Genomic DNA, 23,775 nt, shown 5'->3' on the forward strand with positions numbered 1-23,775 from the left:
TTTAGTTGCAGGCAATACTCACCCTCTGCCAGAGTAAAGTGGCAGCAAGTGTATTGGGGTCCAGGAATGGAAAGGGCGCTATGGTACTGGATGGCGACGGTTTCGTCACGCGTCAAAATAACCCCAGTTGCCCTGTGAGTAGTGTAGCAAAATTATCGTCAATAAAGGGAAGAATTCCCTCGGCAACGGGTTGGATCTGGCGTGTCAGATAATGCTCGTAATCGAGCACAGATAGCTGATAATCAACAGGTTCTGGGCCATTGACCGTCCAGACATATTTTATGGTTCCGCGATTTTGATACTGCGGTGGACGCCCCAGCTTTACATTCTGCTCATCGGCGAGTCGCGCGGCACGCACGTGTGGTGGAACATTTCGCTGGTATTCGCTTAACGGGCGGCGCAGGCGCTTGCGGTACACCAGTTGTTCATCCATTTCACCGGCCATCAGACGGTCAATAGTCTCGCGAACAAACTCCTGATAAGGTTCGTTACGAAAAATTCGCAGGTATAGCTCCTGCTGAAACTGTTGGGCCAGCGGCGTCCAGTCGGTTCGTACCGTTTCCAGTCCCTTAAACACCATACGTTGTTCAGCGCCGTCCTGAATCATCCCTGCATAGCGTTTTTTACTGCCGGTATCTGCACCGCGAATGGTCGGCATCAGAAAGCGACAAAAATGGGTTTCAAATTCCAGCTCCAGCGCGCTGGTCAGGTTTTGTTGTTTCAGCGACTGCGCCCACCAGTCGTTGACATAGCTCACCAGCTCACGGCCAATCCGGGCGGCATCGTCTTCTGAGTGCGCCTTTTTCAGCCAGACAAAGGTCGAGTCGGTATCGCCATAGATAACGTCGTAACCCTGAGCTTCAATCAGCGCTTTGGTCTGGCGCATGATCGCATGGCCGCGCATGGTAATGGACGAGGCCAGTCTCGGGTCGAAAAAGCGACAGGCGGTGGTTCCCAGCACGCCGTAAAATGCGTTCATGATGATTTTCAGCGCCTGCGAGAGCGGCTTATTGCCGCGGCGTTTTGCTTCATCGCGACCATGCCAGATCCGGGTCACGATTTCCGGCAGGCAGTGCTTTTCACGTGAGAACCAGGCGTCAAGGAACCCTTCGGTGCTGTGCTCCGGATCCGGCTGCGCCATTCCTTCGATAAGCCCCACCGGATCGATTAAAAAAGTACGAATTATTGAGGGGTACAGGCTTTTGTAATCCAGCACCAGTACCGAGTCGTATAAGCCGGGGCGCGAGTCCATCACGTAGCCACCGGGGCTGGCGTGCGCGGGGACTTCACCCAGGTTCGGTGCCACATAACCCGCCCGGTGCATTCGTGGCAGGTAGAGATGTCCGAAGGCGGCAACTGAACCACCGTGCCGGTCGACCGGCAGACCGTTGACCGTCGATCGCTCAAGCAGAAATGGCATGATCTCGGTTTTATGAAAAATACGCGTGACCAACTCACAGTCTTTGAGATTGTAGGTGGCGAGCGCGGGCTTATCCTGGGCAAACCGGCGATCGATTTCGTCCATCCTGTCCCAGGGATTATCAATTGACTTCCCTTCGCCCAGTAGCTCCTGCGACACCGTCTCCAGCGAAAATGACGAGAAATTCCAGAATGCGGATTTGAGCGCCTCAATGCCGTCGATAATCAGGCGACCTTTAGCCTGCGCGAAGAACACGCCGTTTTTGAAGCCATGCTCGCGCCACTCCAGCTCGCTATTGTCACGACCAAAACGCAGGGGAATGCAGTAACGTTCGGCGTGCTTTTGCAGGACGCGTAAATCGAATTGCACGACGTTCCAGCCGATTATCACATCAGGATCGTGACGGGCAATCCAGTCATTGAGCTTTTCCAACAACTGCGGGCGGCTTGCAACGTACTCAAGTTCAAAATCCAGCGCAGAGGCATCACCGTTTGCCGGGCCGAGCATATAGACAATACGCTGCCCACAGCCCTCAAGACCGATGCAGTAGAGTTCGCCGTGGCGCGTGGTTTCGATATCCAGCGATACCCATTTTAGCGGTGGTCGATAGTCAGGGTTCGGCTTCAGGCGGGCATTAACCAGCATGTCGTCATGTCTGTTGCCTTCGACCCAAACAGGGGAGGTGATAAAGCGCTCCATCAGATACCGCTCCGGCGGCCGTACGTCGGCTTCGTAGACGGTGACTGCGTTTTCGCGCAGCAGTTTTTCCAGCCGCATAAGCTGGCGATGTGAGCGGCAATACAGGCCGGAAACGGGCTGGCGGTGGAAGTCTTGCAACTGAAGAGGCGTCAGGCGATAGCCGTTTTCAGTGCGTAATAATGACGTGACGCGAGGAACCTGACTGGTGGGAATAAACGCGACTGACTCCTGAGGCGCAAGCGTGACCTGCAGCGGCCCATCGTCTGTAGCCAGCCAGAATGAGACCTCAGTTCCCTGCGGAGTGTCCCGCCAGTGTCGGGTTAGAATAAAGCCTGCCTGCGCCACGCTGTGTATCCATTAAAAAACCAGGCATTATTATAGCCTGGTTCTGATAGATTGGCTGTGATTTTATACAGTTGTTATGTGTCAGCAGGGACTATTGCCCGTAGTAGGCTTTAGCACCATGTTTACGCAGGTAATGCTTATCTAACAGGGTTTGTTGCATATCTGGCAATTGCGGCGCGAGCTGGCGACAGAAGATCCCCATGTAGGCGACTTCTTCCAGCACGATGGCGTTATGCACTGCATCTTCGGCATTTTTTCCCCAGGCAAACGGACCGTGAGAGTGCACTAGCACGCCAGGCATCTGCGAGGCGTCAATACCTTGTTTCTCAAAGGTTTCAACGATCACATTGCCGGTTTCCCATTCATATTCGCCGTTGATTTCTTCGTCGGTCATTTTCCGTGTGCAGGGAATCGAACCGTAGAAATAGTCCGCATGGGTGGTACCCGTGGCCGGAATCGACTGACCCGCCTGCGCCCAGATTGTCGCGTGACGCGAGTGGGTATGAACAATACCGCCAATGGTCGGGAATGCCTGATACAGCAGTCGGTGCGTTGGGGTGTCGGAAGAGGGCTTCTTCTGGCCTTCGACTACTTCACCCGTGGCGATACTGACTACCACCATATCGTCTGAGGTCATTACGCTGTAATCGACCCCGGAAGGTTTAATCACAAACACGTCGCGCTCGCGATCGACGGCGCTGACGTTCCCCCAGGTCAGGGTGACCAGATTGTGCTTAGGCAACGCCAGATTGGCTTCCAGTACCTGACGTTTAAGATCTTCTAGCATGTTAACTCCTGAATGCCGGATGGCGCTTCGCTTATCCGGCCTACGGTGATTTGTAGGCCCGGTAAATGAAATGCCACCGGGCAATCCGTTTCGACAATTAACGTTTGAACCCGTAATACACTTCGTTCCAGCGCAGCGCGTCCTTAAAGGCCGGCAGGCGGGTATCGTTATCGATCACAGCGATCTCGATATCGTGCATTTCAGCGAACTGGCGCATATCGTTCAGATCCAGCGCGTGGCTGAACACGGTGTGGTGCGCGCCACCGGCCAGGATCCATGCTTCAGATGCGGTTGGCAGATCCGGTTGAGCTTTCCACAGCGCGTTAGCTACAGGCAGTTTCGGCAGGGAGTGCGGTGTTTGTACCGTGTCGATGCAGTTAACCAGCAGGCGAAAACGATCGCCGAGATCGATCAGGCTGGCAACCACGGCCGGGCCGGCTTTGGTGTTGAAGATCAGACGGGCGGGATCGTCTTTACCACCAATGCCGAGGTGCTGTACGTCGAGGATCGGTTTCTCTTCCACCGCGATGGACGGGCAAACTTCCAGCATGTGCGAACCGAGTACCAGATCGTTGCCTTTCTCGAAGTGGTAGGTGTAATCCTCCATAAATGAGGTGCCGCCCTGCAGACCGGTTGACATCACCTTCATGATGCGAAGCAGAGCGGCGGTTTTCCAGTCGCCTTCACCCGCAAAGCCATAGCCTTGCTGCATCAGACGCTGTACGGCCAGACCCGGAAGCTGTTTCAGGCCGTGTAAATCTTCAAATGTGGTGGTGAAGGCGTGGAATCCACCCTGTTCCAGGAAGCGCTTCATCCCCAGTTCAATACGGGCAGCTTCCAGGACGTTCTGACGTTTTTCACCGTGGACTTGCGTCGCCGCCGTCATGGTGTAAGTGCTTTCATACTCATCGATTAGCGCGTTGATTTCGCCGTCGCTAATTGCGTTCACGACCTGCACCAGATCGCCCACGGCCCAGGTGTTTACCGAGAAACCGAACTTGATCTGCGCAGCGACTTTATCGCCATCTGTGACCGCAACTTCGCGCATGTTGTCGCCAAAGCGGCAGACTTTCAGGTGGCGGGTATCCTGTTTGGACACGGCCTGGCGCATCCAGGAGCCAATGCGTTCATGCGCTTGTTTATCCTGCCAGTGACCGGTGACCACGGCATGCTGCTGACGCATACGTGCGCCGATGAAGCCGAACTCACGACCGCCGTGCGCAGTCTGGTTCAGGTTCATAAAGTCCATATCAATGCTGTTCCACGGCAGGGCGGCGTTGAACTGGGTGTGGAACTGCATCAGCGGTTTGTTGAGGATAGTCAGGCCGTTAATCCACATTTTGGCCGGGGAGAAGGTATGCAGCCAGACCACCATCCCTGCACAGCGATCGTCGTAGTTAGCGTCACGACAGATAGCGGTAATCTCGTCAGGGGAAGTTCCCAGCGGCTTTAATACCAGCTTACAGGGCAGTTTGGCTTCAGTATTCAGTGCGTTAACGACGTGCTCCGCATGTTGGGTTACCTGACGCAGGGTTTCAGGGCCATACAGATGCTGGCTACCAATCACAAACCACACTTCATAGTTATCAAAAATCGTCATTGTCGTGTCCTTAATGTGTCAGGGTTGCCAGGTCTACCGGGGCTTGTTGCGCCGGAGCGGCAGTCGGAAGGTATTGTTGTTCAGCGCTTACCGCCCACTGCTGATAGCGGCGGTAGAGTTGTTCAAAACGTTGAGCCTGCTCTGGGCGAGGTTGCAGCGTGTTTTCCACGGCGCTTGCCATTTGCTGCTGAGCGGCTGGGATATCGACGTGTACTTTCGCGGCAACGGCAGCGAAGATAGCCGCACCGAGTGCGCAGCACTGGTCTGAAGCGACAATCTGTAGCGGGCGGTTCAGCACGTCACAGCAGGCCTGCATGATGACCGGGTTCTTGCGCGCGATACCGCCAAGCGCCATTACGTTGTTAACCGCAATGCCTTGTTCGGTGAAGCATTCCATAATGGCGCGTGCGCCAAAGGCCGTGGCGGCAATCAGCCCACCGAACAGAGCTGGCGCGTCAGTTGCCAGGTTCAGATCGGTAATTACCCCTTTCAAGCGCTGGTTGGCATTGGGCGTACGGCGACCGTTGAACCAGTCGAGCACCACCGGGAGATGCTCCAGTGATGGATTTTTCGCCCATGCTTCAGTGAGTGCAGGCAGCAGCTGTTTTTGACTAGCTTTAATCTGGGACTGCAGTTCCGGATGCTGTGCGGCAAGCTGTTCCAGAGGCCAGCTCAGCACGCGGCTAAACCAGGCATAGATATCACCGAATGCAGACTGGCCAGCTTCGAGGCCAATAAAATCAGGTACTACGCTGCCATCAACCTGGCCGCATATGCCTTTCACCGCGCGTTCGCCGACGCTGTGCTTGTCGGCAATCAGAATGTCGCAGGTCGACGTGCCGATGACTTTCACCAGCGTGTTAGGCTGTGCGCCTGCGCCAACCGCGCCCATATGGCAGTCAAAAGCACCGCCTGCAATCACCACGCTTTCCGGTAGCCCCAGGCGCTGTGCCCACTCGGCGCACAGGGTGCCAACCGGCAGATCCGCGGTGAAGGTATTGGTAAACATTGGGTATTGCAGATGGCGGTTGAGGATGGGGTCGAGTTCGTCAAAGAAACTGGCTGGCGGCAGACCACCCCAGCTTTCATGCCACAGGGATTTATGTCCGGCGCTGCAGCGACCGCGACGAATATCCTGTGGGCGTACGGTGTTGGAGAGCAGGGCCGGAACCCAATCGCATAGCTCAATCCACGAGACCGCAGCTTCGGCTACCGCATGGTCCTGACGAGTTACATGCAGGATTTTGGCCCAGAACCATTCGCTGGAATAAATGCCGCCGATATAGCGGGAGTAATCGATCTTGCCCGGTGTGTGGCACAGGCGGGTGATTTCTTCGGCTTCTTCTACTGAGGTGTGATCTTTCCACAGGACAAACATTGCATTCGGGTTTTCCGCGAACTCCGGACGCAGTGCCAGTACGTTACCGTCTGCATCGATGGGCGCCGGGGTTGAGCCGGTACTGTCAACGCCGATCCCGACCACTTCCGCGCGCTGTTCAGCGCTCAGTTCGGCTAATACGGTTTTCAGCGCCGCTTCCATGGATTCAATGTAGTCGCGCGGATGATGGCGAAACTGGTTGTTTGGGCCATCGCAATACTGCCCTTTCTGCCAACGTGGATACCACTCAACGCTGGTGGCGATCTCTTCGCCGGTGGCACATTCCACCGCCAAAGCGCGTACTGAATCACTACCAAAATCGAGGCCAATTGCAATCGCCATCGTCTTACTCCATCCAAAAATACGGGTATGGATAAACAGTAGTGAGTAGCGATAAAAACCGTCAGGCAGGATCCGCTAATCTTATGGATTAAAATGCTGTGGCATCACAAAGTGTGACGCTGTGCAAATAATCAATGTGGACATTTCTGCCGTAGTTATAGACACTTTTGTTAGCCGATTTTGACGTTGGCGTAGTACATGTTTTTTACAAAGAGCTTTTCACAAGCGGGATTGGTGGTCCATTACCGCAAATACAGCGGCCCGCAGGGGCGACAGCGATGATGTCTGGCGTAATATGGACAAATTGTTTCTTGGCAGGACATTGGGAGTATTGAAATTATGGCTGAAACGCAAAACGATCCCCTGTTGCCAGGTTATTCGTTTAACGCGCATTTGGTGGCCGGATTAACCCCCATTGAGGCGAACGGATACCTGGATTTTTTTATCGACAGGCCGCTGGGTATGAAGGGTTATATCCTCAATCTCACCATCCGTGGCGAAGGGGTTATCAATAATCAGGGCAAGCAGTTTGTCTGTCGGCCTGGCGATATTCTGTTGTTTCCACCAGGAGAAATTCACCACTACGGACGCCACCCTGACGCCAGCGAGTGGTATCACCAGTGGGTTTACTTTCGCCCGCGCGCCTACTGGCAGGAGTGGCTGACCTGGCCAGCCATTTTTGCCCAGACCGGTTTTTTCCGCCCGGATGAAGCGCATCAGCCGCATTTTAACGAGCTGTTTGGGCAGATAATTAACGCCGGGCAGGGAGAAGGTCGTTATTCCGAACTGCTGGCGATTAATTTACTGGAACAGTTGTTGCTCCGACGTATGGAAGCCATCAATGAATCGCTACACCCGCCCATGGACAACCGTGTCCGCGATGCCTGCCAGTACATCAGCGATCACCTGGCGGACAGCAATTTTGATATCGCCAGCGTCGCGCAGCACGTCTGCCTGTCGCCTTCCCGTTTGTCGCATCTGTTCCGTCAGCAGTTAGGTATCAGCGTATTAAGCTGGCGCGAGGACCAGCGCATCAGCCAGGCAAAGCTATTACTGAGTACCACACGTATGCCCATTGCCACCGTAGGTCGCAATGTTGGTTTTGACGACCAGCTCTATTTCTCTCGTGTTTTCAAAAAATGTACCGGCGCCAGTCCGAGCGAGTTTCGCGCTGGATGTGAATAAAAAGTGAATGATGTATCCTGAAAGTTGTCATAACTCGCAATCTATTCAGACAATTGATGGCTTGACGAAGTTGAGAGGGGTTATCAAAATCCCTGCTTCGTAAATTTGACGGACACATTATGCAAGCATTGCTGGAACACTTTATTCTCCAGTCCGCCCTGTACTCTCTGATCGCCGTACTTCTGGTGGCTTTTTTGGAGTCGCTGGCGCTGGTTGGCCTGATTCTACCCGGGACCGTGATGATGGCGGGGCTGGGGGCGCTGATTGGCAGCGGCGAACTGAACTTCTGGCATGCCTGGCTTGCGGGCATTATAGGTTGCTTATTGGGGGACTGGATCTCTTTTTGGCTGGGCTGGCGCTTTAAAAAGCCATTGCACCGTTGGTCGTTCATGAAAAAGAACAAGGCGTTGCTGGATAAAACCGAGCACGCTCTGCATCAGCACAGCATGTTTACTATTCTGGTGGGGCGTTTTGTCGGACCGACGCGTCCGCTGGTGCCGATGGTAGCAGGCATGCTGGATCTGCCTGTCGCTAAATTTATCGTCCCGAATATTATCGGCTGCGTGCTGTGGCCACCGTTCTACTTCCTGCCGGGGATCCTGGCGGGAGCGGCAATTGATATTCCTTCTGATATGCAGAGCGGGGATTTCAAATGGTTGCTGCTGGCGACGGCGGTGTTGCTCTGGGTTGGCGGCTGGTTTTGCTGGCGGCTATGGCGCAGTGGCAAAGCGGCTGTCGATCGCTTAACGGCGTATTTCCCCCGCAGCCGTTTGCTGTATCTGGCGCCGTTGACGCTCGGGATCGGTGTGGTTGCGTTGGTGGCGTTACTGCGCCATCCACTGATGCCGGTGTATATCGATATTCTGCGTAAAGTCGTGGGTTACTGACGAATCTTTTGCCGGATGGCGGCTTCGCCTTATCCGGCAACGCATTATGCTTTAATGCCCAATAGCGCCGAGGCGCTAGCGTTGCCGCTTAACAGATCGTCCGTATCGCCCTGCCAGGCGATGCGCCCGTCGGCGACCACAATCGAGCGGGGCGCAATTCGCGCCGCATCTTCTACGCTGTGGGAAACCATCAGTAACGTCAGTTGCTTCTCGCGACAGACTTCGGCCACCAGCGTTAGCATCTCCTGGCGCAGCGCGGGATCAAGTGCAGAGAACGGTTCATCAAGCAGTAAAATAGGTTGTTCCCGCACCAGACAACGCGCCAGCGCCACGCGCTGCCGCTGCCCGCCGGAAAGCTCACCGGGGAGGCGTTCCAGCAGAGAGTCGATCCCCATTTGCTGGGCGATGTGGAGTATTTTCTCCCGCTGCGATGCGTTAAGCTTCAATCCAGGATTCAGGCCCAGGCCGATGTTTTGCTGTACGCTCAGGTGGCTGAACAGGTTGTTTTCCTGAAACAGCATAGAAACAGGACGGCGCGAGGGTGGTGTCGTGGTGTGATCTTCACCGTCAATCACCATGTTACCGCTGGCAGGCGTGAGAAAGCCGGCAATCAGATTCAGTAGCGTACTTTTCCCGGCGCCGCTGGGCCCGAGTATCGCTATCTGATCACCGCGCGCGACCGACAGCGTAAAGCGCATGGGCAGATGGTGATAAAGCCATGTGATATCAATCAGTTTTAACATTTCGACCCGGCAATTTCTCAATAACGGTAAACAGCGTAAAGCACAGGATCAGCAGTAATAACGCCGTAACTGCGCCATCCTGACTGCGATAAGAGCCAATCTGCTGATATAAATAAAACGGCAGGGTGCGGAAATCCTCATTACCAAATAACGCCACTACGCCAAAATCGCCAATCGACAGCACGCAGGCAAACGCCATCGCCTGTGCCAGCGGGCGCTTCAGGGCGCGCAGTTCAACCACTTTCAGGCGCGACCATCCCTCAATGCCCAACGACTGGCACAACATACTATAGCGCGCAGTGACGTCACGCATTGGGTTTTCCAGCACCTTCAATGCATAAGGGATCGCCATCAGCGCATTGGTAAAAATGACAATGCCGTCGGCAGATTCGGGAAGCCCAATAGTGTTATTGAGTAGCAGAAAGAAGCCGGTTGCCAGCACGATACCCGGCATGGCGAGGATCATCATGCCGCTCAGTTCCAGCATCTGACCTGCCAGCACCTGCTGTCGTGCACGAAGTTCACGACTGCTCCATAACAGCATCATGGTGAGTATGACGCATAACGCTCCTGCTGCTAATGCGATGCGCAGCGAGGTTCCCAGCGCCTGCCATAGCACTGGCTGCATCAGTACATCCAGAACATGGCGGTTTAAGCCATCGACAATCACCGCCAGCAGCGGCGGCAGCAACAGCAACAGGGCCAGAATAATCAGGATTGCGTCAGTCAGTCGGCTGTGCAGGCGATCGTCAGGATCGCGCCAGCCTTGTACCAGGGTCGCACCGAGAGCAATTGCGCGGCTCAGACGTTGACTGAGGAGCACCAGCGCCAAACAACAAACCATCTGGATCAACGCCAGCATGGCTGCGCGGGCAGGATCGTAATCAAAATTCAGCGCCTGATAGATAGCCAGCTCGATGGTCGTAGCCTGTGGCCCGCCGCCCAGCGACAGAACGGTGGCGAAGCTGGCGAAGCACAGCATAAAGATGAGTGCTGCGACGGGCAGGATCTGACGACGCAGCCACGGCCATTCAACAAAACGGAAGAAATGCCAGCCACGCATACCCAACTGAGCGGCTAACTGCCGCTGTTCGCCGGGAATACTCTCCAGCGATTGTAACAGCAGGCGGCTGGCCATCGGCAGATTGAAAAAGACATGCGCCAGCAGAATGCCCTGTAAACCGTATGGCGAAAACGTCCACTCCAGCCCGAATGTATGCCAGAGTGAGGCCAACCAACCCTGGCGACCGTAGACGCTAAGAATACCGAATACCGCGACCAGCACCGGCAGGATTAACGTCATGGCGCACAGGCGCAGCAGCGCCAGACGTCCTGGAAAACGGCGACGATAGAGCGCTCTGGCAAGGAAAATCGCCGGGACAACCGACAGCACAGCGGATAGAAAAGCCTGCCAGAAAGAAAAGCGCACCACGTGCCACAGGTAATCATCTTGCCACAGCGAGAACCACTCTCCCTGCGGGGCGTTAAACCACAGTGCCAGAAACGCGGCCAGGGCAACGGCCACCATCAGCGTGGCGGCGGTAAGCCCTGGAACCAGCCAGCCGGGGATTAACGGCTGACGGAGCGTTGCCATTCGCTAATCCATGCCTGACGTTGAGTCGCAACCTGCTGCGGCGTAAATTCCAGCGCGGTGGTCGGTTTATTCAGTTGCTCGAATCCTGACGGCAGGGCGACTTGCGTCACGGGATACATCCAGTTGCCGGTCGGAATCGCATTCTGGAATGCCGGAGACACCATGAACTTCAGGAATTTCTCGGCCAGTTCCGGCTGCTTGCTGGCCGCGGTGCGGGCGGCGACTTCCACCTGCAAATAGTGGCCTTCACTAAAATTAGCGGCGGCGTAGTTGTCTTTTTTCTCGGCGATGATGTGATAGGCCGGAGAGGTGGTGTAGCTGAGCACCAGATCGCTTTCACCTTTCAGGAACAGGCCGTAGGCTTCGCTCCAGCCCTTGGTGACGGTGACGGTTTTGGCTGCCAGTTTCTGCCACGCCTCTGGCGCTTTATCACCATAGACTTTCTGCATCCATAGCAGCAGACCCAGACCTGGCGTGCTGGTGCGTGGATCCTGATAAATGACGCGCCATTTTTGGTCGCTCTCTACCAGTTCTTTCAGGCTTTTGGGCGGATTCTTCAGCTTGTTCTTATCATAAACGAAGGCGAAATAACCGTAGTCAAACGGCACGAAGGTATCGTTTTTCCAGCCGCCGGGTACGTTAACGGTGTCGTTGGTTACACCACTTTTGGCAAACAGTTTGGTTTGTGTGGCGGCTTCCAGAAGGTTGTTATCCAGACCCAGCACGACGTCGGCTTTGCTGTTTTTTCCTTCCATGCGCAGGCGGTTTAGCAGCGAGACGCCATCTTCCAGCGCGACCAGTTTCAACTCGCAATTGCAGTCAGCTTCAAAGGCTTTTTTGATTGTTGGGCCCGGGCCCCAGTCAGCTGCGAACGAGTCGTAGGTATAGACGGTCAGTACAGGTTTGGCGAAGACAGGCGCTGCACACAGCAGTAAAAGCGGAAGACATTTTTTAAACACTTTGCACCTCAAGAGTTGGGTGGCAAAGGACTTGAGATAAGCCTCAAATCCCTTCGCCGGCATTATCCGGATCAGGTTCGACGGGTATCTCTCAGCCCATACGCAGATCGAATGATTTTGTGTATGTTTTTATTTAGCACCCCGTTGAGAACGGCGTTAGTGTAATGATTTTGTTGCTTAGCAGCAATTAAGGATCCGGTGGAGCAAACCACGCCGATTTAAAATCAAACCAGCCGAGTGTATTCATGCGCAGCCCGCGCATACTGCGCTGTCCCTGAATGATCAGCCAGTGGTGGATTAATGGCACAATGGCCTTTGTGGCGAGCAGCTGTTGGCACCATGCTGCCAGGCTCATTTCGCCCGTTCGCCAGCGAGCCGCATCGTTTTCCCAGTCCCGCGAGATACAGTTTTGCAGCAACGGGACTTCGCACAAATGGGCGAACAGTGAGAAGTCGAGCGGTAGGGTAAAGTTGGCGCTGTTGAGCCAGATATCGCTGACGATTTCACCTGCATGCCATTGATCGTAGTCGATCTCCTGAATATTCAACTGCACCTGATGCTGCGCGAGCAATGTCTTCATGATCTGCGCGATAATCCGGTGTTCGATGTGATCGCGATAGTAAGTGATAGTCAGCGTTTCCAGCCCGGCGGGTTTTTCACCATGGCCGGGTTTTGCGTGATGCCAGCGGGGGAGTAAACCATACGCGGGAAACCACAGTCGCTGGTACTGTTCGTCGGCGTGGCAGATTAAATTCGTTGGCGAGAGAATGCGGCTTACCCATTCACGGACCTCCTGGTTAGTGCCACGGTGGCTACGCGCATCAAACAGCAGGTAGTAGCAACCTTCTTCGAGGCGGCTTTCGATCGCCTTTTCATCCTCTGTGGGACCTTTTAGCGTCAACCCGCCGCCAGGTTCTTCTCCGATGTCGGGTAATACCCAAACGTTAACTTCGTCGATCAGGGCCCGGTAGCCAAAGTAATCATCAAATGCATGAATTTTCAGTTGGTTATTGGTGTTTCGTATTACCGCATACGGACCGGTACCAATCGGGTGACTGGAGAAGTTGTTTAGCGTTTCCCATTCTCGCGGCAGGATCATGGCGGGGACCTGCCCCAATAGCCAGGGAAGCCAGCGGTCTGGCTGGGCCAGATGGATATCCAGCGTCCAGGCCGTGGGAGAGACGATCTGCGTGATGTGTGAGTACAGCGGCAGGCTGTTAATGCGCATCAGTGAGGCGATAACATCTGCCATTTCCAGCTCGCGGCCATGATGAAAATGGATCCCCGGACGCAGGAAGAATCGCCAGTGTAAAGGTGAAATTTGCTGCCAGTGATGGGCAATGTCCGCTTCCAGTTCCCCATTTTCCTCATTTACCCGAATTAAGGCGCTGAAGATTTGCCGGGCGATATGGGTTTCGGAGCGGCGTAATGCCGTGCCGGGGAGCAGGTTGTGCATGGGGCGGTAATAGAGAACGCGCATGATATGCCGACCCTGGCGAAAGCTGCGACCCAGATGGGAGACCAGCATTTGCCGTACGGCCGTTTTGTCACCGACCAGTTGCACCAGTTGATCGATGCGATCCTGTTCCAATAGGTCTTCCGCGCGCTGCTGCTGGAGCGCCAGCCCGGTATAGAGGAATGTCAGGCGCGAGCGTTTACCTCGTCCAACTTCAGCTTCCCACGTTAACCAGCCGCGATCCTGCATGGTATTAAGCAGCGTACGCATATGGCGGCGCGAGCAGCTCAGCAGATCCGCCAGCTCGTTGAGTGTCGTGTCTTGCGCTTTGCCGTCACAGCATTGCCACAGACGGATGAACTGTTGTTGCAAACGACCAGAAGACATAAAAGGGGAACTCCTGCGGAAAACTCAGCAATTTTATAATCCCTATATTAAGCCAATAATAGATTCCGATGAAGCGATGAGACAACGAAGGGGTCATCTATGCGTCAGTTCTGGTTGAAGTACTTTACCACGACGGAAAAATCGTCCTGGTTGGCTTGCCTGAGCGCACCGCAGCGCTTAAAGATGCTCGAAGAGCTGATGCAGTGGGAGATGACATCTGACTCCTGAATTGGAAATTGCAGACATCATGTGTGACTGAGTATTGGTGCAGGCTGTATCCTGCCATTATCTCTGAGCATCGCTGGTGGCTATTTTTTCACATGGCAAGGCGCGAACAGTGAAATTTGGTGAACCAAATAAGGTGTGAGCAACACAGCTATGTGAAAAAATGGCCCCAGCCCTCCGGGACGCGTGTAAAAAACGCATACTCTGCGTTGTCAGGCTTGGGAATAGATTTCTATACCCAGCGCCCTCCGCCTGGATTATGCGTTTTTTACCCAGCGTCGATGCCAGATATAATGGCAGGATACAGCCTCGTTCACCCGCCAGCAGGTATTATCTGCTGGCTTTTTTCGTTTCAGCTGCGCTTAAAAGGAAAGATATGCTCTGGATTATGACCATGGGACGGCGCCTCAACGGCGTTTACGCGGCATTTATGCTGGTCGCTTTTATGATGGGCGTGGCGGGGGCATTGCAGGCACCCACCCTGAGTCTGTTCCTGAGCCGTGAAGTCGGGGCGCAGCCATTTTGGGTCGGGCTGTTTTACACCGTCAATGCAATTGTCGGGATCGTCGTCAGCCTTGGCCTCGCGAAACGATCCGACAGCCAGGGCGATCGGCGCAAGCTGATCATGTTTTGCTGCCTGATGGCGATTGGCAATGCGCTGCTGTTTGCCTTTAATCGCCACTATCTCACGCTGATCACCTGCGGTGTGCTGCTGGCCTCGCTGGCGAACACCGCCATGCCGCAGCTGTTTGCGCTGGCGCGAGAATATGCTGATAACTCCGCGCGTGAAGTGGTGATGTTTAGCTCGGTGATGCGTGCGCAGCTTTCGTTGGCCTGGGTGATAGGACCGCCACTGGCATTCATGCTGGCGCTGAATTACGGCTTTACGGCGATGTTTTCCATTGCCGCAGGGATTTTTGCCATTAGCCTGGTGCTGATTGCGCTGATACTGCCGTCTGTCGCGCGGGTGGAGCAGCCTGTAGACGCGCCGCTGGAACAGACCGGCGGTTGGCAGGACAAAAATGTGCGTATGTTGTTTATTGCCTCCACGCTGATGTGGACCTGCAACACCATGTACATCATTGATATGCCACTGTGGATAAGTCTTGAACTGGGCTTGCCGGACAAGCTGGCCGGGATCCTGATGGGGACGGCGGCTGGGCTGGAAATTCCGGCGATGATTCTGGCAGGCTATTACGTGAAGCGCTTTGGTAAACGGCGAATGATGATCGCGGCCGTAGCGGCAGGCGTGCTGTTTTATATTGGTTTGATCTTCTTTCACAGCCGTATGGCGCTGCTGGTGCTGCAACTGTTTAACGCGGTATTTATCGGTATTATCGCCGGGATAGGCATGCTGTGGTTTCAGGATCTGATGCCTGGACGTGCGGGGTCAGCGACCACATTATTTACCAACAGTATTTCAACGGGAGTCATTCTGGCAGGGGTGATTCAGGGGGCAGTTGCGCAAAGCTACGGTCACTATGCCGTCTATTGGGTGATTGCGGTGATTTCGGTGGTTACGCTGTGGATGACCGGGCGGGTGAAGGACGTTTAGTCCGGCGCAGTCCTGGCGTCGTAGTGCCCGGCCTGGCGATATTTTGCATTAGTTTTTGTCGTTTTTGTCGGCCGGATAAGGCGTTTACGCCGCCATCCGGCAACCTGTCCCTACGGCCTGAACGCGTTACGCTTATCAGGCCTATCCTTCTTTTTTTATCTTGCACGTAAATGTAACGTTGATCACATAACGATCATTTTCCTCTTCCTTGATCTTCTTTTTTCTACTGTTACGCGTATACAGTTACGCGTAACAGTTATCAAAAAAGGAGTTTTTTCATGAAAAACCTATTCGACCTGACCGGTAAACGCGCGCTGATTACCGGTTCCGCTCAGGGCATTGGTAACCTGCTGGCCAGCGGTCTGGCGGCGCACGGTGCTGAGATTGTTATTAACGACATTACCCAGCAGCGGGCGCAGGCGGCGGCGGACAAACTGGTGGCCGAAGGCTATCGCGCTGTTGGCTATGGATTTGATGTTACCAGCGGGGAAGAGGTGGCGTGCGCCATCGCGCAAATTGAAAAGGACGTTGGGGCCATTGATATTTTAATTAACAACGCCGGAATCCAGCGTCGTTATCCCTTCACCGAATTCCCGGAGGCTGAATGGGACAAAGTGATTGATGTAAACCAGAAATCGGTCTTTCTGGTATCACAGCAGGTTTCCCGCTACATGGTGCAACGCCGCCGCGGGAAGATTATTAATATCTGCTCAATGCAAAGTGAATTAGGTCGTAAAACCATTACCCCCTACGCGGCGTCAAAAGGCGCGGTCAAAATGTTAACCCGTGGCATGTGCGTGGAACTGGCGGAATACAATATTCAGGTCAACGGTATTGCTCCCGGCTATTTCGCTACCGACATGACCACCGCGCTGGTTAACGATGAAGCATTCTCCGCCTGGCTGTTCCAGCGCACGCCCGCTGCTCGCTGGGGTAACCCGGAAGAGTTGATCGGCGCGGCGGTTTATCTCGCTGCGCCCGCCTCTGACTTTGTGAATGGGCATCTTCTGTTTGTCGATGGCGGCATGCTGGCCGCTGTTTGATCGCTAACGAGGCCGCGGGAAGCAACCTCATCCTTTAATGATAATCCAAGGAGTGAGTATGAATATGCTCGCAAAACTGCCAGCGCGTCGCTGGTGGTATTTAATGCCGATTATTTTTATTACCTACAGCTTAGCTTATCTCGACCGCGCCAATTACGGCTTTGCCGCTGCCGCTGGTATCGAACACGATTTAGGGATCACCCAGGGCACGGCCTCGCTGATTGGCGCGCTCTTTTTCCTGGGATATTTCTTTTTCCAGGTGCCTGGCGCCATGTATGCCGTTAAACATAGCGTCCGTAAAATGATTTTTTACAGCCTGATCCTCTGGGGGCTTTGTGCCGCGGCGACCGGCTTTGTCAGCAATATCCCAACGCTGATGGCGATCCGCTTTATTCTCGGCATCGTCGAAGCGGCGGTGATGCCCGCGATGCTGATTTATATCAGCAACTGGTTTACCAAAACTGAACGCTCGCGCGCCAACACCTTTTTAATTCTCGGTAACCCGGTCACAGTGCTGTGGATGTCGATTGTCTCTGGCTACCTGATTGAAGCCTGGGGCTGGCGCGAAATGTTTATCATTGAAGGTATTCCTGCGGTGATCTGGGCTTTCTGCTGGGTGATTCTGGTGCGCGACAAACCGGCGGATGCGGGTTGGTTGAGCGAGCAGGAGAAGCAGGCGTTACAGCAGGCGATGGACCGCGAGCAGCGGGACATCAAACCGATGCGCAACTACGGTGAAGCGATGCGTTCACGCAGCGTCATTATGCTTTGCGCGGTGCATGCGCTGTGGAGCATCGGGGTGTATGGCTTCATGATGTGGATGCCGTCGATTCTGAAAAACGCGGCGCAGATGGATATTGTGGCGGTGGGCTGGCTGGCGGCAGTGCCGTATCTGGCGGCGATCTGCCTGATGCTGACGGTTTCCTGGCTGTCCGATAAATACCAGAACCGTAAGCTGTTTATCTGGCCGCTGCTGCTGATTGCTGCCATTGCGTTCTTTGCCTCGTGGATGCTGGGCAACCAGTCCTTCTGGCTCTCTTACGCGCTGCTGGTCGTGGCCGCCGCCTGTATGTATGCGCCTTACGGACCGTTCTTTGCGCTGATCCCCGAACTGCTGCCGCGCAACGTCTCCGGCGTGTCGATGGGAATGATCAACAGTTTTGGCGCGTTAGGGGCATTCCTCGGCGCGTGGCTGGTGGGTTACCTCAACGGCGTGACCGGCGGGCCGGGCGTCTCCTACACCTTCATGGCGATTGCTCTGCTGTCATCGGTGGTGCTGATGTACTGCGTTCGTGCGCAAAATGAAACCACGTCGCCGTCGGCTGAGATGGTAACGCGTTAAGGTTGAGCTAGGAGTGCAGTCGCTAACCGGCTGTGATAAGGTTCTCTGCGAGCATAATGGGATGTTGGTCGTAGAGAACCTCATGAAAAACAATCGGATGACATTACAGGATATCGCTAATCTGGCCGGTCTGAATAAGATGACGGTCAGCCGTTATCTGCGTGACCCGAATCAGGTGTCGCAACGCAGCCGTGAATTGATTTCGAAAATCATGGAAGAGAACAACTACATTCCTAACCGCGCTCCGGAAATTCTGCTCAACGCACGTAGCAAAACTATTGGTGTGCTGATCCCCTCGTTTCGTAATCAGATCTTTGCCGACGTGCTGGCGGGAATTGAATCCGTCACCTCGGCTTGCCAGTACCAGACGCTGATCGCCAACTACGAATATGACGCCGAGCGTGAAGAACGCGAGGTTCTGAATCTGCTCTCTTACAATATCGACGGCCTGATCCTCACGGGAAAGCTGCATACCGAGCGGATGATCCAGTACGTGCGCGCCAGCGGCGTACCTGTGGCGGAACTGATGGATATTAGCGGCCAGTATCTGGATATACAGGTCGGTTTCGATAACGAAAAAGCGGCCTTCGAGATGACCCAGGCGTTTATCGACAGTGGAAAACGTCACATTGCGTTCTTTGGATCAATGGACGACCCTCGCGATTTGAGTCGTTACCGAGGTACCGAGAATGCGCTGGCTGCGCAGGGGCTGGAGGCGTATCACCTGGCGCCAAAAACGATTTCGTCGGTAGCGCTGGGGCGCAAAATGTTCCAGCAGGCGATGGCGGAAAAGCCGGATATTGACGCTATTTTCTGTACCAACGATGACCTGGCGGTTGGCGTGCTGCTGGAGTGTCAGGCACAGCAGTACGATGTGCCGGGAAAAATGGCGATTGCCGGTTTCCACGGGCTGGAAATTGGCCGTGCGCGGCTGCAAAAAATCGCCAGCGTGATTACACCACGCTTTGAGATTGGCAAAACGGCGGCGGATATTTTGATTAAACGTCTTGGCGGGAAGGATGCGCCGGGCAGCGTTAATCTTGGCTACCAAATCTATTACGGCGATACGCTGTAGGCGAAGAGTAGAGGCTGGCCACCGTGCGGTGACCAGCGGGAGAGATTACTGCATAAACGCTGGCTGCTTGTCTTCGTACTCGGTGATGGCCGCTTCATGCTGCAGCGTCAGCCCGATGCTGTCCAGACCGTTCAGCATGCAGTGGCGGCGGAAGTCGTCGATTTTAAAGCTGTAGGACTTATCGCCCGCTTTCACCACCTGCGCTTCCAGATCCACTTCAAATTTAATGCCCGGATTGGCTTTCACCAGGGTAAACATTTCATCTACCTGCGCGTCGCTCAGAGTCACCGGCAGCAGTTGGTTATTGAAACTGTTGCCGTAGAAGATGTCGGCGAAGCTTGGGGCAATCACCACTTTAAAACCGTAATCGGTCAACGCCCACGGCGCATGTTCGCGTGACGAACCGCAGCCGAAGTTTTCGCGCGCCAGCAGAATTGATGCCCCTTTATATTCCGGGAAGTTCAAAACGAACTCAGGATTTGGCTGTTGCCCTTTTTCGTCCAGAAAACGCCAGTCGTTAAACAGATGAGCGCCAAAACCGGTACGCGTAACCTTCTGCAAAAACTGTTTGGGAATGATTGCGTCGGTATCAACGTTGGCGGCATCCAGTGGGACAACCAGGCCGGTATGCTGGGTAAATTTCTCTGCCATGGTAGTTTCCTTATTTGATGCTGCGAATGTCGGCAAAATGACCGGTAACGGCGGCAGCGGCGGCCATGGCCGGGCTGACTAAATGCGTGCGACCACCGCGGCCCTGACGGCCTTCAAAATTACGGTTGCTGGTGGAGGCGCAGCGCTCGCCCGGATTCAGGCGGTCATTGTTCATGGCCAGACACATGGAACAGCCTGGTAAACGCCATTCGAATCCTGCTTCGATAAAGATCTTGTCCAGACCTTCTGCTTCCGCCTGCGCTTTCACCGGACCAGAGCCCGGCACCACCAGTGCCTGTACGCCTGGCGCAACTTTACGTCCTTTGGCGATTTCCGCCGCGGCGCGTAAATCTTCAATACGCGAGTTGGTGCAGGAACCGATGAACACTTTATCGATAGCCACTTCCGTTAACGGAATACCTGGCTTCAGCCCCATATACGCCAGCGCTTTTTCAGCCGATGCGCGCTCAACGGGATCGGCAAAGGATGCCGGGTCGGGAATATTATCGTTCACCGAAATGACCTGACCCGGGTTTGTTCCCCAGGTGACCTGCGGCGCAATCTCTTCCGCTTGCAGGGCGATGACGCTGTCGAAAGTGGCGCCTTCATCCGTTTGCAGGGTTTTCCAGTAGGCGACCGCGTCGTCAAAGTCTTTGCCTTTCGGTGCATGCAGACGGCCTTCGACATAGTTGAAGGTGGTCTGGTCTGGCGCGACCAAGCCCGCTTTCGCGCCCAGTTCGATCGCCATGTTGCACAGGGTCATGCGGCCTTCCATGCTCAGCGCGCGGATGGCTTCGCCACAAAACTCAACTACGTGTCCGGTACCGCCTGCACTACCGGTTTTACCGATAATCGCCAGCACAATATCTTTGGCGGTAATGCCAGGGGCTGCTTTACCGTTGACTTCAATCTTCATGGTTTTGGCGCGCCCCTGTTTCAGGGTCTGCGTCGCCAGAACGTGTTCAACTTCAGAGGTGCCAATGCCAAACGCCAGCGCGCCGAACGCGCCGTGTGTAGCGGTGTGGGAATCGCCGCAGACGATGGTCATACCCGGCAACGTCACGCCTTGTTCTGGCCCCATCACGTGAACGATACCCTGATACGGATGGTTCAGGTCATACAGCTCAACGCCAAATTCGTTACAGTTCTTAATCAGCTCCTGCATCTGGATGCGTGCCATCTCACCCGACGCGTTGATGTCTTTGGTCTGGGTAGAGACGTTGTGATCCATGGTGGCAAAGGTTTTACCCGGCTGGCGTACCTGACGGCCATGCGCGCGCAGGCCATCAAACGCTTGCGGAGAGGTCACTTCATGCACCAGATGTCTGTCGATGTACAACAGCGGGGTTTCGTTTTGCGCTTCAAAGACGACGTGCGCATCAAACAATTTTTCGTATAACGTTTTGGCCATGATTACACCCCTTCTGCGACGTAACGGGCAATGATGTCGCCCATTTCATCGGTACTGACTGCGGCAGCGCCACGGGCTAAGTCACCGGTGCGGATGCCTTCTTCTAATGCGCGATTGATGGCGCTCTCAATTGCGGTTGCCGCATCATTGGCATCCAGGCTGTAGCGCAGCAGCAGCGCCAGCGACAGGATTTGGGCGATAGGGTTGGCAATGTTTTTCCCGGCGATGTCAGGAGCGGAGCCGCCAGCAGGCTCGTACAAACCGAAGCCCTGATCATTCAGGCTGGCGGACGGTAACATGCCCATTGAACCGGTGATCATGGCGCACTCGTCAGACAGAATGTCGCCAAACAGGTTAGAGCACAGCAACACGTCGAACTGGGAAGGATCTTTGATCAATTGCATCGTCGCGTTGTCGATGTACATATGCGCCAGTTCAACGTCTGGGTATTCATTAGCAATTTCATTGACGATTTCGCGCCACAGAATAGACGTTTGCAGTACGTTAGCTTTATCAATCGACGTGACTTTACGGCGACGTTTACGGGCGGATTCAAACGCGATACGCGCAATACGTTCGATCTCGAAACGGTGATAAACCTCGGTATCAAAGGCTTTTTCATGTTGTCCGCTGCCTTCGCGGCCTTTTGGTTGACCGAAGTAAATTCCGCCAGTCAGTTCGCGTACGCACAGGATGTCGAAACCGTTCGCGGCAATATCTGCGCGCAGAGGGCAAAACGCTTCCAGACCCTGATAGAGCTTAGCTGGGCGCAGATTGCTGAATAATTTGAAGTGCTTACGCAATGGCAGCAGCGCGCCACGCTCTGGCTGCTGGTTTGGCGGCAGATTTTCCCATTTCGGGCCGCCAACGGAGCCAAACAGAATGGCGTCAGCTTGTTCACAGCCTTCAACCGTTGCAGGCGGCAGCGGCTGACCGTGGTTATCGATAGCGGCACCACCCACGTCGTAGTGGCTGGTGGTAATGCGCATGTTAAAGCGGTTGCGGATTGCGTCCAGTACCTTCAGGGCTTGCGCCATCACTTCCGGGCCAATACCGTCACCCGGCAAAACAGCAATATGATAATTCTTCGACATCATACGGTTTCCTTGTTGTTCTCGTTGTTCTGAGCTTTGCGTTGCAATTCTTTTTCGACTTCTTCGGCGCGCCAGATGTTGTTCAGCACATGAACCATTGCTTTAGCGGAAGATTCGACGATATCTGTCGCCAGACCGACGCCGTGGAAACGACGACCGTTATAGTTGGCAACGATATCCACCTGACCCAGCGCATCTTTACCGTGCCCTTTGGCGGTCAGGCTGTATTTCACCAGTTCGACGTTGTACTCAGTTACACGGTTGATTGCCTGATAAATGGCATCGACCGGACCGTTACCGTTCGCCGCTTCGGCTTTGACTTCTTCACCACAGGCCAGCTTGACGGAGGCGGTGGCGATGTCGTTTGAGCCGGACTGTACGCTGAAGTAATCCAGACGGAAATGCTCCGGTTCTTCCTGCTGTTTATTAATGAAGGCCAGCGCTTCCAGGTCGTAATCAAATACCTGACCTTTTTTGTCCGCCAGTTTCAGGAATGCGTCGTACAGGTTGTCCAGGCTGTATTCATTTTCTTTATATCCCATCTCGTCCATACGGTGTTTCACCGCGGCACGTCCGGAACGGGACGTCAGGTTCAGCTGTACCTGGTTCAGGCCGATGGATTCAGGCGTCATGATTTCGTAGTTTTCACGATTTTTCAGTACGCCGTCCTGATGGATGCCGGAAGAGTGGGCAAAGGCGCCGCTACCGACAATGGCTTTGTTAGCCGGAATAGGCATGTTGCAGATTTGGCTGACTAATTGACTGGTGCGCCAGATCTCCTGGTGATTGATGCGGGTCTGTACATTCAGGATATCTTTACGCACCTTGATCGCCATGATCACTTCTTCCAGTGAGCAGTTACCGGCGCGTTCGCCGATACCGTTCATCGCGCCTTCCACCTGACGCGCTCCGGCGTGAACGGCTGCCAGTGCGTTGCCTACGCCCAAACCTAAATCATCATGGGTGTGTACAGAGATGATGGCTTTATCGATATTTGGTACGCGTTCATACAGGCCAGAAATGATTGCCCCAAATTCGAAAGGCATGGTGTAACCGACGGTATCGGGGATGTTAATGGTTTTGGCTCCCGCGTTAATGGCAGCTTCAACCACGCGAGCCAAATCGGCGATAGGGGTACGGCCTGCATCTTCGCAGGAGAACTCCACGTCATCGGTATAATTACGCGCACGCTTAACCATGTAGACCGCGCGCTCAATGACCTCATCCAGCGTACTGCGTAATTTCGTCGCGATGTGCATCGGCGAGGTGGCGATAAACGTATGAATACGGAAAGCCTCAGCGACTTTCAGAGATTCTGCGGCAACGTCGATATCTTTTTCTACGCAGCGAGCTAAGGCACAAACGCGGCTGTTTTTAACCTGACGAGCGATAGTCTGAACTGACTCAAAGTCGCCCGGTGAAGAAACGGGGAAACCCACTTCCATCACGTCAACGCCCATACGCTCAAGGGCCAGCGCAATCTGCAGTTTTTCTTTCACACTCAGGCTTGCCTGTAACGCCTGTTCACCATCGCGTAAGGTGGTATCGAAAATAATGACTTGCTGGCTCATGGTTTAGGTCCTTGGTTTCTTAGGGC

Annotated in this window: 19 protein-coding genes and 1 riboswitch; of the genes, 7 read left to right on the top strand and 12 right to left on the bottom strand. The window is 54.5% G+C overall.

Annotation, left to right across the window (positions count from 1 at the left end; genetic code table 11):
* Positions 1–112 precede the first annotated feature (112 nt).
* From polB to araB, 4 genes are all read right to left on the bottom strand, one after another.
* Positions 113–2,464, bottom strand: a complete 2,352-nt coding sequence (polB, locus tag E6P06_RS07760; protein WP_139935090.1) for a DNA polymerase II — start codon at positions 2,462–2,464, stop codon at positions 113–115.
* 91 nt (positions 2,465–2,555) lie between these two features.
* Positions 2,556–3,251, bottom strand: a complete 696-nt coding sequence (gene araD, locus E6P06_RS07765) for an L-ribulose-5-phosphate 4-epimerase (RefSeq protein ID WP_003845707.1) — start codon at positions 3,249–3,251, stop codon at positions 2,556–2,558.
* A 97-nt stretch (positions 3,252–3,348) separates the two neighbouring features.
* Positions 3,349–4,851, bottom strand: coding sequence for an L-arabinose isomerase (gene araA / locus E6P06_RS07770; RefSeq protein ID WP_044712947.1), 1,503 nt, complete (start codon positions 4,849–4,851; stop codon positions 3,349–3,351).
* 10 nt (positions 4,852–4,861) lie between these two features.
* On the bottom strand, positions 4,862–6,571 hold the full coding sequence (gene araB / locus E6P06_RS07775) for a ribulokinase (RefSeq protein ID WP_139935091.1): 1,710 nt from the start codon (positions 6,569–6,571) through the stop codon (positions 4,862–4,864).
* Between the two features lie 339 nt (positions 6,572–6,910).
* Between araB and araC the strand changes: the two genes are divergently transcribed.
* Together araC and E6P06_RS07785 are read left to right on the top strand one after the other, a co-directional pair.
* On the top strand, positions 6,911–7,756 hold the full coding sequence (gene araC / locus E6P06_RS07780) for an arabinose operon transcriptional regulator AraC (RefSeq protein ID WP_003018834.1): 846 nt from the start codon (positions 6,911–6,913) through the stop codon (positions 7,754–7,756).
* Positions 7,757–7,875: 119 nt separating this feature from the next.
* Positions 7,876–8,643 (top strand): DedA family protein, encoded by a 768-nt coding sequence (locus E6P06_RS07785; protein WP_003837398.1) that lies wholly within the window; start codon positions 7,876–7,878, stop codon positions 8,641–8,643.
* Positions 8,644–8,687: 44 nt separating this feature from the next.
* Here E6P06_RS07785 and thiQ read toward each other — a convergent pair whose 3' ends face one another.
* The 4 genes from thiQ to sgrR form a co-directional block, all read right to left on the bottom strand.
* Positions 8,688–9,386, bottom strand: coding sequence for a thiamine ABC transporter ATP-binding protein ThiQ (gene thiQ / locus E6P06_RS07790; RefSeq protein WP_003837401.1), 699 nt, complete (start codon positions 9,384–9,386; stop codon positions 8,688–8,690).
* A complete protein-coding gene (gene thiP / locus E6P06_RS07795; RefSeq protein ID WP_139935092.1) occupies positions 9,370–10,980 on the bottom strand; it encodes a thiamine/thiamine pyrophosphate ABC transporter permease ThiP in 1,611 nt (536 codons plus the stop codon). The genes thiQ and thiP overlap by 17 nt, the downstream gene beginning before the upstream one ends.
* The gene (thiB, locus tag E6P06_RS07800; RefSeq protein ID WP_086504892.1) at positions 10,956–11,939 is read right to left on the bottom strand and encodes a thiamine ABC transporter substrate binding subunit; all 984 of its coding nucleotides are present in this window, start codon (positions 11,937–11,939) and stop codon (positions 10,956–10,958) included. The genes thiP and thiB overlap by 25 nt, the downstream gene beginning before the upstream one ends.
* A gap of 30 nt (positions 11,940–11,969) precedes the next feature.
* Positions 11,970–12,093: riboswitch (TPP riboswitch) on the bottom strand.
* Between the two features lie 33 nt (positions 12,094–12,126).
* Positions 12,127–13,782, bottom strand: a complete 1,656-nt coding sequence (gene sgrR / locus E6P06_RS07805; RefSeq protein WP_139935093.1) for an HTH-type transcriptional regulator SgrR — start codon at positions 13,780–13,782, stop codon at positions 12,127–12,129.
* Between the two features lie 99 nt (positions 13,783–13,881).
* On the opposite strand from sgrR, the gene sgrT reads away from it, so the two are divergent.
* From sgrT to E6P06_RS07830, 5 genes are all read left to right on the top strand, one after another.
* A complete protein-coding gene (gene sgrT / locus E6P06_RS07810; RefSeq protein ID WP_003018817.1) occupies positions 13,882–14,010 on the top strand; it encodes a glucose uptake inhibitor SgrT in 129 nt (42 codons plus the stop codon).
* Positions 14,011–14,383: 373 nt separating this feature from the next.
* Positions 14,384–15,562, top strand: a complete 1,179-nt coding sequence (locus tag E6P06_RS07815) for a sugar efflux transporter (protein ID WP_016149546.1) — start codon at positions 14,384–14,386, stop codon at positions 15,560–15,562.
* Positions 15,563–15,840: 278 nt separating this feature from the next.
* A complete protein-coding gene (gene idnO / locus E6P06_RS07820; protein WP_016149547.1) occupies positions 15,841–16,605 on the top strand; it encodes a gluconate 5-dehydrogenase in 765 nt (254 codons plus the stop codon).
* Between the two features lie 58 nt (positions 16,606–16,663).
* Positions 16,664–17,947 (top strand): MFS transporter, encoded by a 1,284-nt coding sequence (locus E6P06_RS07825; RefSeq protein ID WP_003837412.1) that lies wholly within the window; start codon positions 16,664–16,666, stop codon positions 17,945–17,947.
* Positions 17,948–18,029: 82 nt separating this feature from the next.
* Positions 18,030–19,022 (top strand): substrate-binding domain-containing protein, encoded by a 993-nt coding sequence (locus E6P06_RS07830; RefSeq protein ID WP_044699207.1) that lies wholly within the window; start codon positions 18,030–18,032, stop codon positions 19,020–19,022.
* Between the two features lie 45 nt (positions 19,023–19,067).
* On the opposite strand, the gene leuD is transcribed toward E6P06_RS07830, so the two are convergent.
* Genes leuD through leuA form a run of 4 tightly spaced genes read right to left on the bottom strand, consistent with a single transcriptional unit; the run spans position 19,068 to position 23,749 of the window.
* Positions 19,068–19,673: a 3-isopropylmalate dehydratase small subunit gene (gene leuD / locus E6P06_RS07835; RefSeq protein WP_003837416.1), complete on the bottom strand. Its 606-nt coding sequence runs from the start codon at positions 19,671–19,673 to the stop codon at positions 19,068–19,070.
* A 10-nt stretch (positions 19,674–19,683) separates the two neighbouring features.
* Positions 19,684–21,084, bottom strand: coding sequence for a 3-isopropylmalate dehydratase large subunit (gene leuC, locus E6P06_RS07840; RefSeq protein ID WP_139935094.1), 1,401 nt, complete (start codon positions 21,082–21,084; stop codon positions 19,684–19,686).
* A 2-nt stretch (positions 21,085–21,086) separates the two neighbouring features.
* Positions 21,087–22,178 carry a 3-isopropylmalate dehydrogenase gene (leuB, locus tag E6P06_RS07845; protein ID WP_003837420.1) on the bottom strand — a complete coding sequence of 364 codons (1,092 nt, stop codon included), beginning with the start codon at positions 22,176–22,178 and terminating at the stop codon, positions 21,087–21,089.
* Positions 22,178–23,749 (bottom strand): 2-isopropylmalate synthase, encoded by a 1,572-nt coding sequence (gene leuA, locus E6P06_RS07850; RefSeq protein WP_003837421.1) that lies wholly within the window; start codon positions 23,747–23,749, stop codon positions 22,178–22,180. The genes leuB and leuA overlap by 1 nt, the downstream gene beginning before the upstream one ends.
* Positions 23,750–23,775: the final 26 nt, after the last annotated feature.

The sequence above is a fragment of the Citrobacter sp. CF971 genome (genome assembly GCF_006385635.1).
GTDB classification, from domain to species: Bacteria; Pseudomonadota; Gammaproteobacteria; order Enterobacterales; family Enterobacteriaceae; genus Citrobacter; species Citrobacter freundii.